A 10596-nucleotide genomic window follows, 5' to 3' on the forward strand; every position below is an offset into this window, starting at 1 on the left:
CGCTATGAAACAAAAAGTCACCTACTGGAAAGAACCGGACGGTAAGTACCTCGGTTATCTCAACGAATATCCCGACCACTGGACCCAAGGCGAGACTCTCGACGACCTGATAGAGCATCTCGCTGATCTTTACAGGGAATTCAGCCGCGGCGAACTCCCGGGAATCAGGAAGGTGGTAGAGATCGAAGTCGGATGAAGCGAAAGGACTTGATCAGGATAATTGAAGGTTTCGGGTGTGTTCTCCTCCGCCACGGCGCGAAACACGATGTATACCACAATCCAACCACGGGCATGACACAACCCATACCACGCCATCAGGAGATCAATGAGGTCCTTGCGAAGAAGGTGATTCGTGATCTTTCGAACGAGGAAAAATGAGCTGGCAGTCACCTTCTTTGACCGCACTTCGGGCGCGTGCGTTTCCGTCTACCCCTTTTCACATCTGCCATGATGAACGCGGCTAGATGATCAGTGGGCCGGGTGTCATGACCGGGCAGATTTCGACGCTGCCAGGAGCGGCGTACTACGTTGGCATGGGCTTGATCATCCCTGGTTTCATGTTGTTCGCATCCGTGTTCGCGACAGCCAGGGAAACCTCTTCCGGGCGCGGCTCGGTTTTCTCTTACCGATCTCCCGGATGACAGACCCCCCGTGTGCGTCAAGCTCCTGGAACGCGGCGTGCTCCGTGACGCGGCGGAGCTGCCCCCGGACACGAAGAGGAAATAGGGCACACGCGAACGCCACTCGACGGTTTTCGCCGCCTAAGTTATTATCTGTCAAATAATTAAAGCGGCACGGGTTCGGGGGCAAACCTTGACAGGCTGTTTGAACTGCATTAAGCTGATGTCAAAACGTCCCCATCTGTGGCGGGGATATAACATGCGTGTTGGGCGGTCGGAAGGGGACCTATGGAAGTTCGTCGCCGGTCACGGCTGATCACACTGGCGGTAGGGCTTTGCGACGTCGCGTGCGCGGCGGTTGCGTTCGCGGCGGCGGTTTTTGTGCTGCGTCCGGAAGAGCAGTCGTTTCTGGAATTTGCACGCGGCAATCTCCCGTATTTCTGCGTGTACATTCTCGTATGGTGGGGGGCTGCAACCGATCAGAAGCTCTTTTCATTTCCGCGCGAGAGCAATTTCAAGCGGTTGGTTCTGTCGGTGGTGAAATCGGTTGCCATCGCCTTGATCTTCAGCGGGTTTGTCATCACGTTCTTCACGCGGCACGGGGTGGGACGCGAGTTTTTCCTGGCATTTGGCATTCTTGCACTGGTGCTTGTCCTAGGCTTTCGGGTGGCGTTGCGTGTGTTCCTGGAATACGCGCGGAAACAGGGCTTCAACTTTCGCCGGATCGTGGTTGTCGGGGCGAATGAGCGTTCCCGGAGGCTCCTCGAGCTCATCCAGAGTCATTTACAGTATGGGTATCATGTGGTGGGTTTTGTGGACGACGACCCCGGGCGGCGCAAAGTCTTTGAGCCCCATCACGTCGAATACCTCGGGAATTGCGAACAATTGGACAAGATGCTGCTGAGCGATGTGATCGACGAGGTCTATATTTGTTTGCCGGTGCGGTCGCATTACGAGACGATTCGCAGGATTGCTTTCCAATGCGAGGGCGTTGGTTTGCCGGTGCGGCTGGTTGCCGAGCTGTTTCCGTTGCGGCTTGCCCGGAGCCATCTCTCGCATCTGGATGATCTGCCTCTGTTGTCGCTATCAACCACGCCGGAGGCCCTCGGGCGCCTGGCAATCAAGCGGATACTGGATTTCACGGTGGCGTCGCTGGCCCTGTTGGCGATTGGATGGTGGCTGTTTCCCATTGTGGCCATCCTGATTAAGCTGGACTCGAGGGGTCCGGTCTTCTTCAAACAGGAGCGCGTGGGGCAGAACGGCCGTCGGTTCAACATTTACAAATTCCGTTCGATGGTTGCGGATGCCGAGGAGCGCAAGAGGGAACTCGAGGCCCTGAACGAGGCCGATGGCCCGGTCTTCAAGATGCGCCGCGATCCCCGGGTGACGCGCGTGGGCTCCTTGCTTCGAAAGCTGAGTATCGATGAGCTTCCGCAGTTCATCAATGTGTGGCTGGGGCATATGAGTCTTGTGGGCCCGCGCCCGCCGATTCCGTCCGAGGTCGAACAATACACGTGGGAACAGCGGCGGCGGCTCAGCATACGGCCGGGGCTCACGGGCCTCCAGCAGGTGAGCGGCCGCAGCGACGTGAGCTTCGAGGATTGGGTGGCCATGGACTTGGCCTACATCGACGAATGGTCGCTCATGACCGATTTCCACATCATGCTATTGACCGTCCGGGTCGTGCTGCTGGGAAAAGGAGCGCGCTAGCGCGGGCGGCGTGAACGGCACTGCCGACAGCGCGCGCACACCAAACCCGTCCCCGCGAGCGGGCGCGTGGACCCGCGCATTCGGACTCGTCCTGTTGCTTCGGGTGGGTGCAGCCGGTCTCGCGTTTGCCGCGACGGCTCTGGTAGGGAGGCTGCTGGGCGATGCTGTCCTGGGCCGTCTCGGATTGCTGCTGGCCGTTATGGACGTGGCGGCGGGTTTGGCGGGCCCGGCGCTTGACGCCACGCTGGTGCGGTTCGCGGCGCAGAAGATCACCCCCGAGCTCGACGGCGCGCTGCCCTATTTTCAGCGGATGTTCCGCGCAAAGCTCGTTGTGGCGCTCGGGGTGCTCGTGTTCGGCGCGTTGCTGGCGCAGCCGGTATTGTCGTATGTGATCGCGCCCTCGTCGGGGCGTTGGGACGGTGCGGGCGGCGTAGTGCTCGCGTTTGCAGGGGCGGCGGTGGTCACCCTGCTGGGGTTTGTCCAAGCCTACTATCAGGCGTACCTGCGGATGGCCCGGTACGCGCTGCTCGAGTTTGCGAACAGCGCGCTGCGGCTGGTGCTGGTGGCGTGCGTGCTTGCGGCTGTACCAGCGCCTTCCGCGTCCCTCCTGTTGAGCGCCTATGTGGCCAGTTCGGCGCTGGTGGCGGTTGGAGGGTATGCCCGGCTGCCGCGCGCTGTGTTTCGCAAATGCTCCTCGGAGGCGGTTTCGCTCCGGGAGCCGCTTCGTTTCGCGGGATGGGTGATGGTGGCCGCGGCCTGCACGGCCCTCGCGCAACGGGCGGACGTCTTCATCCTGGGCATGGTGGGAGTGGCGGGCAGAGCGATTGGCCAGTATGTGGCGGCGTTCACCATGGCGCGGCTGGGCGACCTGGCTATCATGACGCTGTTCAGTGTCCTGCTTCCCCGGGCGAGTGCGCTGGATTCGCGGGGAGCGTTCCGTCAGTTCCTGAACCGCTTCGTGCCGGTAACTCTGGCGGCGCTGGCGGGTTGCATCCCGGTGTATTTGGCGGCGCGGTGGGCGGTACCGGCGGTCTTCGGCGCCGAGTTCGCCGAGGCCGGCGTACTGTGCGGCATCTTGTCGTTGGGCGTGCTGGCATCGTTTGGCGCGGCCCCGGCGGGCGCCGCCATATACGGGATGGGCCGTTCGGGCTTTGTGGCGGCCCTCGAGGCTCTCAAGCTGGCCGGCGTCGTAGCGGCCGGTGCGGCAGCGGCCCGGCAGCACGGGGTACTCGGAATGGCATGGACCGTTACCGCGGTTCGCGTTACAATAGGGATGTTGACGTACCTTTGCGCGTATCGCGCCGCGGGGAATTACGGGCAAAGGCCGAGTGGCAGGGGAGAGCGTTTGCCGTGACCGTCATCGCCGAGAAACCGCCAGCTTTTTCCTGGAACATGGCCGCCATTGCTGGCGTTGTGGCTCTCGCGGTGCTGGCGGGCATGGCCGTCTTGATTGGCGGGACCTACGCTCTGCTGGCCGAGCTTGGCCTTATCGTGTTTGCCCTTGTCCTGCGCTGGCCTGTTCTGGGGCTTTATCTGACGACGGCGCTGCTGTTGCTTTCGGGCCCGTCGGGCGTGATTGGGTCCATTCGGGTGGCCATTCCGATCACGGGCGCCAAGATAGTCGGTGCGATGACCTTCGCGAGCTGGCTGCTGAACGCCTTTGTGCGCCGCGAACACATCCGGGTCGGCTGGGAATCGGTGCCGCTCCTTGCTTTGTTTCTGTGGAGCGCTCTGGGAGTGTTTTTGTCGGAGACATGGCGGCTGCAATGGCCGGAGTGGTTCCGTCTGGGGACGCTGGTGGCCTTTTTCATTTTGTCGGTCAATCTGCTCAACACGCAGCGCCGCATTCACGTGTTCACGATGGTGATCGTGGGCTGTGGCGTGGCCATGGCGCTATTCGCGGTGGCGCAGTACGTCATCCCTGCCTTCCAACTGAAAGCGGAGACAGCGATTGCGGACGTTGGCGCCGGGGTTGAAGGGGCTTTTGTCGATCCGGAGTCGTTGAACGGCGACGCGGCGGTGCGCGTGTCCGGGCGCGCGGGCCACTCCAACTGGTTAGCGCTCATTATTCTCATCATCATGCCGCTGAACGTGTACTGGTATGACGTAGCCAAGACGCGGAAAGGGCGCGCTGTCTGCGTGAGCGCGGTGTTCCTCGAGATCCTGGCCCTGATTCTGACGTTCACGCGGACGGGGTTTCTTGTGGGCATCGTGATCTTCGCGGTGTTGGGGGTGCGGCGCCTTGTTCGGGTCAATCCTCCGCGCTTGGCTTACGTGGCGTTCGCCATAGTGCTCGCGTTGATGGCGCTTCCCCCGGCCTACAAGGAGCGCGTTCTGGATATCGAGAAATACACTCAATCGGATTCCGTGCGCCACCGCCTGCAACTGCAAGACGCCGCGTGGGAGATGATGCTCGAGGAACCCGTGTGGGGCGTAGGACTGTCGGGGTACGGTTTGCGCATTGTGAAGATGGACACGGAAGTGGCCCATATCATGCGCTGGCTTGTCGAAGAAATGCATTGGGACCCGCGGATTATCGGCACGCATAACATGTATCTTCAACTGGCGAGCGAGACGGGACTGGTGGGCCTGGGGCTCATGGTCTTGTTCTTTGGTATTATGGTGCGCGATCTGCGCAAAGCCGAGCAGTTTTACGCAAAGGCCGGGGACCGCCGCGTTTCTACCCTGGTCATGTCGCTTCAGGTCAGTCTGCTGAGTTTTCTGTTGTGCGCCCTCTTTCTGCATGCGCTGCAACAAAAGATCTGGTGGATGATGGCAGCGATTGCCGCGGTCGTGCCGTTGTATAAGGCGGGCATGGCCGAGTCGCGCGCAGGTGTCACAAGACCGGCATTGGACGCCCCCCCCGAAACAGTGTGACGCAGGGGGCAAGCACACAGAGAGGTTGGCCGTGAAGCGCATAAACGTTCTGTATCTGGTCCGGACATGGGCCATTGGCGGATCGCACACCATCATATTCCTGCTTCTTCGGCATCTTCCCCGGGACAGGTTCAATATCGTATGCGTTCCTTTTGATACGCTATCGAAAAGCGACGATGCCTTCGTGCGCGCCTTGAGGAACCGCGACCTGCCTGTCGCGCCCGACCGCGTGCCGTGGCACAGCCGCACCGGCTGGTGGAAAGCCCGCGACGCCATCTCGTCGCTTATCGACAAATACAATATCGATATCATCCACAGCCATGATCCGCAATCGAACGTCCTTGTGGGCGTTGGGCGCAACCGGTGGCCCTGTGCCGTGGTGTGCAGTCCGTATGGATGGTGGGCCCGCATGTTTCCCTTGCGGAGCCACGTCTACAATTGGGTCGAGCGCAGTTTTGCCCTGCCGAACGCGGACCAGGTCATTACGGTATCGGAGGACATGAAACGGAAGATCCTGCGGGGCGACACCCGCGAAGACCGCATCAACGTGGTCTACACGGGGCTGGACCCCCGGGAACTCGAGGGGGGCGCGACGCGCGACGAGGTCCGCCGCGCTTTGGGCATTCCAGGAGACGCGTGTGTCGTTGGCGCGGTAAGCCGGCTCTACGTCGAGAAGGGGCACACGTTTCTGCTGGATGCTCTGTATCACGTAGCGGATGCGGCGCCGCACCTGCATCTGCTGATCGTGGGCGAGGGACCGTTGCGCGCGTCTCTCGAACGCCAGGCGCTGGCCCGGGGCATTAGCGGGCGGGTGCATTTCACCGGTTTCTACGACGACTTGGCGGGCGCGCTGCGCGCAATGGACCTGTTTGCCCAGCCGTCCATCCTGGACGAGGGGTTTCCGACGGCAGTGCTCGAGGCGCAGTTGGCCGGTTTGCCCGTCATCGCCTCGGACGTGGGGGGTACCAGTGAAACGATGGACGTCGGGAAGACCGGCCTGCTTGTTCCGCCGCGCAACGTGGATAAGCTGGCCGAGGCCATCCGGTCTCTAGTGGACCATCCCGAGCGCATACAAGCCATGGGCGCGGCTGGACCGGACTGGATCCGGAAGTCCTTCACGCTCGACAACATGGTTCAAAAGGTGTCTGAAGTCTACGAAAAAGCCCTTGCGGAATACCGCGAGCGGACCCGGGCAAGATAATGCGGGTAGCCATCGATGCCCATGCCCTTGGAACGGGCGCGGGAGGAAACGAATCCTACGTACGGTCGCTGCTGGATGCGTTGTCTCTGCAGGGCGCAGCGGTTGCACCCGTGGCCCTGACGGCGCCCGGCTGGGAGGGGGAGCTGCCGCCGGGCATCGCTTCGCAATCCCTGCGGGCGCGTCGGTCATGGCTGCGCGTTGTCTTCGATCTGCCGTCTGCGCTCCGGCATGGGAAATACGATCTCTTTCATGCGCAATACATCGCGCCGCTGGCGTGTCCGTGCCCCGTGGTCGTCAGCATTCACGATTTCGTGTGGAACCGGTACCCCGAGACGCTTCGGCCGTCTACACGCTACCGGTTGCAGGCGCTTATCCCCGGAACATTGAAACGCGCGCGGCGGGTTTTTGTGCTTTCGGAGGCGATGCGGCAGGAACTGATGGAATTCTACCGGTTTCCGGAAGACCGGATAGACGTGGCGCCTCCCGCGGTACATGCGCGGTTTACCGCCGGGAGCGACGCTGCGCACATCGAACGCGTGCGGGCTAAACATGGCCTCATGGCGGATTATGTCTTGTATGTTGGCGCATTGCAGCCGCGCAAAAACCTGGAGCGCCTGTTCGATGCCTTTGCAGCCGTTCGCAACGAGGGCTTGCCTCACCGGCTGGCGATTGTGGGGCACGAGGCCTGGATGACCCGCTCGATCGGCGAAACCGCGCGCCGTCTGGGGCTCGAAGACGCCATCGTGTTCACCGGGTATGTGGACGATGCGGACCTGCCCGCTCTGATCGCGGGAGCGGCGGCATTTGTTTACGTGTCCATCTACGAGGGATTCGGGATTCCAGTGGCCGAGGCCATGGCTTGCGGCGCGGCGGTGTTGACCTCGAACACCGGCGCGCTGGCGGAAGTGGCGGGCGGCGCGGCCATGACCTGCGACCCGTTCGACGCGGACGCCATCGCGGAGGGGCTTCACCGCATCCTCACCGACGTTCACGAACAGCAGCGTCTGCGGCAAGCGGGCCCCGAGCGCGCGCGCAACTTCTCGCACGAGGCCATGGGAAAAGCGCTGGTGGCCGGATACCGCAAGGCGCTCGAAGAGCCATGCCTTGGCGTGAAGTCGTGACCGCGCCCCTCTTGCGGCTGTAAGGCCTCCAAAGGACGTGTCCGACCCGGCCGGGCGGTCCGCTCGGTCCGCCATCAATTTCAGAAGGAGAAATCCACTTCCGCAACACCGTTATCGGCGAGGGTCACCGTCTGCGACTGCTCGCGGGGCGTACCATCGGGACCGTTGCAGTAAGCGACGACGCGGTAGGTTCCCGGAGGCACGTCGGGGATTTCGTAGCGCGCGTTCTTCTCGAATTTCCACGTGCCCGCGCGGAGGCTGGTTTCGTCGGGTGAAGCCAGGTCGCGCAACTCGACCCGCCAATTCGCATCGGGAGGGCCCGAGAATGCGCCGTGGACAACGCCGGCGCCGTCGTACTGGACATCGACCTCGGTAGCGTGGCCCGCCTGGACCTCAACCGCGCGGAAACAGACGGCTTGCGCGCCGCCCCGGCGGTCTTCATAAAGCCACATGTTGTACTTAACGAGATATTGCCCCGCCGGAAGCGTCTTAACTTCGTAGTGCCCGTCTTCGCCGGTGCCGCCGTATGGCGCGCCTTCCCACCCCGGGAATGTGACATATCCGTAGGCACTGGGCTGGCCGTTTCGGGTAACGTAGCCGCGCAGCATGCCCTCTCGAGCCAGGGAAACCCGAAGCGCGCTCGTGCGGCCCGGCTCAACCTGAACCTCCAGACGTTGCGTGGCATACCCCTCGGCTTTCACCTCGATAGCCGCCAATCCGGCCGTTATCCCGTCAATGATGAAACCGCCCGTACCGGAGTCCTGTGTAACATTCCCGTGGCGTGGCGACGGTTCATGCGGCGAGTCCACTTTCAGTATCCAGAGCTGAAAAGCGCCCACGGGCTGTCCCGTGTCGGCTTCCGCGACCACGCCCTCGATCCTCCCCCTGTCCGCCGCCGCTTCGACGACAACCCGCACATCCTCCAGGATATCGCCCGGCCGCACCGAAAGCGCTGCGTTACGGGCCTGCTGGGCGCCCGCCCCGGCGTCTACTTCGAAGACATAGGTTCCTCCGGGCACGGACCCGATGAAGAACGTCCCCTGGCCGCCGGTGGCTGCCCAGTCCGGCACGAACGGCTCCGCAAGGAATGCCGCCGGGTCGCCTTCGTGCTTCTTCTCCGGCGCAAGCCGTACCTTTGCTTCCGGGAGGACCTGCCCGCGGGTATCCGATACCGTCCCCGAGATTCGGGCTTCGGGGAAGAGCACGAAGTTTATGCCTTCAAGCGTGTTGCCCGGCGCCACGGGCAGGATCACGTTTGGCGCAAGCCCAACCTTCTGCGGAAAAGGGAGTTTCTCCGCTTGTTTGATCATGACAGTGCAGAATTCGACCAGATCCGTCTGGAGAGCAGGCGCCACAATCTTGACCGATGCATAGCCATCCGCGGCGGCCCGCACGGTGTAGGTGTGGCCATACTCCGGAAGGTGTGTGCTGCCCGCCAGATAGTCTGCAACCTCACGAAAACCCGCGGGCATAAGTCCCCGGAGTTCGTAAAGCCCCTCATTGTCGGTGGAGGTTTCCACCGCCGCCGACCGGATGCGATCAAACCCGTCATCACCCGAATAGGGAACGATGTCCAGCGGGACAGCCTCCACGCGCGCTCCGGGAATCGCGTCGCCGGCCGCATTCGTGACCCGGCCCTTGCAGGTCACGGTATCCACCGAGAACGAGAAGTCCACGCCTTCCTTTGCTTCCGCTTCGCCGAGCGTGACTTCTTGACGCATTTTCTCCGGAGCCTTGACCGCTTCCGGAGGCGGCGCCGCCTGTATTTCGTAGCCGCCGGGGGCAAGTTGGGAAAACTGATAGCGCCCATTCTCATCCGTCAGCGCTTCCCGGCGGACGCCCTTCGCCTCGAGGGCCACGGTCACGCCCGCGGCGGGCTGGATGTTCTCAGTGAACAGCAGCTTCCAGAAGCTCTGTTCCCTTTGCGACCCGGACAGCGCCGCCTGCAATGCGCTCCGTATTTTCTCGGTATGGTATTCGGCGTCCTTGGCTTGGACCGTCCCCGAGATCGACCCCTGGCTGCCGGCGGATGTTTCTGCTGCCGCTGTTTGTGCCATTTGCGGCCCGGTTTGTTCGGGTGCGGGAGTTGCGGCTTCGGTACGCTGCGGCTGTGCCTCGGCGGCGGGGGCGGGCTGTGCCGCTTGTGGCTGCAGGTTGGCGGCGACGTCTCCGGCGTCGCCGCGCACGGCCCACCAGATGCTTCCCGATATCACGGCCGCGAGGATTGCCACGGCCGCCAGCACGTGCTTCGCCGCAAGAAGACCCCCGGCACTGGTTGCTGCCGCGGCGCCCGTGGCGGCCCCGCTTGCGGTCAATGCGGCTTCCTGCAGGCAGTGTCTCGCCAGGGATTCGGAGATGGCACCGGGGAGGGCTGCCGCGTTCGCCTTGGCCGCGGCCAGGGCTGCGGCAAGCACCGTTGCGGAGGCCGTGACGCCGCGGCTGCGAAGAAATGCGCCCATTTGCGCCAGGCCCCGCTGGATGCGGTTACTGACGGTCCTGCGGGGAATGCCAAGCTCGCGCGCGATGGATGCGTGAGAACGGCCGTAGAGAAAGTGCGCGACAATGGGTTCACGGAGTTCCTCGGGGAGGTCCTCGATGGCCTCGTCCAAAAGGCCCGGCAGTTCACTCTCATCGGAAGCTGTTTGCATAACCTGTTGCTCCGCATAGGCGGCTTCGCGTGTTCGTCGGCGTTTGCCGGCGCGAAGGTGCATGAGGCTGCGGTTTGTCGCCATGCCGTGGAGCCACGCGCCAAGCTTCCGCGGCGGGGAGTCCGCGCGATTGCGGAGCACCTCCAGAAAGCATTCCTGGGTTACATCGGCGGCGTCGGCATGATTTCTCAACATCCGGCAGCAGACGGCATACACGGCTGAGCCATGACGCTGCACAATCTCCCGAAAGGCCTGCGGGTCCATCTGATTGTGCCAGCGTTCCAGCAGATATTCGTCGCTTTTTCCCATGGCGTTCGTAACCTGGCTTACAGAGCTCCATTTTACAGGAATGTTGCCGCTGAGGGTGGTTTCGGGCCAGAGGATGTGAGCGGGGACACGTAGTCGCGCCGGGGACGGCG

The 10596-nt window shown here is 62.8% G+C and carries 8 protein-coding genes; 7 read left to right on the forward strand and 1 reads right to left on the reverse strand.

The features are described 5' to 3' along the window. Nucleotides 1-4 precede the first annotated feature (4 nt). The 7 genes from PLJ71_15970 (at nucleotide 5) to PLJ71_16000 (ending at nucleotide 7529) form a co-directional block, all read left to right on the forward strand. Nucleotides 5-196, forward strand: coding sequence for a type II toxin-antitoxin system HicB family antitoxin (locus PLJ71_15970; GenBank protein ID HQM50185.1), 192 nt, complete (start codon nucleotides 5-7; stop codon nucleotides 194-196). After that, nucleotides 193-378 carry a type II toxin-antitoxin system HicA family toxin gene (locus PLJ71_15975; protein ID HQM50186.1) on the forward strand — a complete coding sequence of 62 codons (186 nt, stop codon included), beginning with the start codon at nucleotides 193-195 and terminating at the stop codon, nucleotides 376-378. The genes PLJ71_15970 and PLJ71_15975 overlap by 4 nt, the downstream gene beginning before the upstream one ends. 530 nt (nucleotides 379-908) lie before the next feature. Continuing rightward, nucleotides 909-2330: a sugar transferase gene (locus PLJ71_15980; GenBank protein ID HQM50187.1), complete on the forward strand. Its 1422-nt coding sequence runs from the start codon at nucleotides 909-911 to the stop codon at nucleotides 2328-2330. A 10-nt stretch (nucleotides 2331-2340) separates the two neighbouring features. Then, nucleotides 2341-3684 carry an oligosaccharide flippase family protein gene (locus PLJ71_15985; protein ID HQM50188.1) on the forward strand — a complete coding sequence of 448 codons (1344 nt, stop codon included), beginning with the start codon at nucleotides 2341-2343 and terminating at the stop codon, nucleotides 3682-3684. Continuing rightward, the gene (locus PLJ71_15990) at nucleotides 3681-5207 is read left to right on the forward strand and encodes an O-antigen ligase family protein (protein ID HQM50189.1); all 1527 of its coding nucleotides are present in this window, start codon (nucleotides 3681-3683) and stop codon (nucleotides 5205-5207) included. The genes PLJ71_15985 and PLJ71_15990 overlap by 4 nt, the downstream gene beginning before the upstream one ends. Nucleotides 5208-5238: 31 nt before the next feature. Then, entirely contained in the window at nucleotides 5239-6408 is a 1170-nt protein-coding gene (locus tag PLJ71_15995; protein ID HQM50190.1) for a glycosyltransferase family 4 protein, read from the forward strand. Continuing rightward, nucleotides 6408-7529, forward strand: coding sequence for a glycosyltransferase family 1 protein (locus PLJ71_16000; protein ID HQM50191.1), 1122 nt, complete (start codon nucleotides 6408-6410; stop codon nucleotides 7527-7529). The genes PLJ71_15995 and PLJ71_16000 overlap by 1 nt, the downstream gene beginning before the upstream one ends. An 80-nt stretch (nucleotides 7530-7609) precedes the next feature. Here the strand turns inward: PLJ71_16000 and PLJ71_16005 are convergent, their stop codons facing one another. Beyond that, nucleotides 7610-10486: a sigma-70 family RNA polymerase sigma factor gene (locus PLJ71_16005; protein HQM50192.1), complete on the reverse strand. Its 2877-nt coding sequence runs from the start codon at nucleotides 10484-10486 to the stop codon at nucleotides 7610-7612. Nucleotides 10487-10596: the final 110 nt, after the last annotated feature.

Source organism: Candidatus Hydrogenedentota bacterium, assembly GCA_035416745.1.
In the GTDB taxonomy this organism is placed as follows: domain Bacteria; phylum Hydrogenedentota; class Hydrogenedentia; order Hydrogenedentales; family SLHB01; genus UBA2224.

Bases quoted from the DNA above. Each gene is read 5' to 3' on its own strand.
- PLJ71_15980 (HQM50187.1), top strand. From the start codon at position 909: ATGGAAGTTCGTCGCCGGTCACGGCTGATCACACTGGCGGTAGGGCTT.
- PLJ71_15970 (HQM50185.1), top strand. From the start codon at position 5: ATGAAACAAAAAGTCACCTACTGGAAAGAACCGGACGGTAAGTACCTC.
- PLJ71_15975 (HQM50186.1), top strand. From the start codon at position 193: ATGAAGCGAAAGGACTTGATCAGGATAATTGAAGGTTTCGGGTGTGTT.
- PLJ71_16000 (HQM50191.1), top strand. From the start codon at position 6,408: ATGCGGGTAGCCATCGATGCCCATGCCCTTGGAACGGGCGCGGGAGGA.
- PLJ71_16005 (HQM50192.1), bottom strand. From the start codon at position 10,486: ATGGGAAAAAGCGACGAATATCTGCTGGAACGCTGGCACAATCAGATG.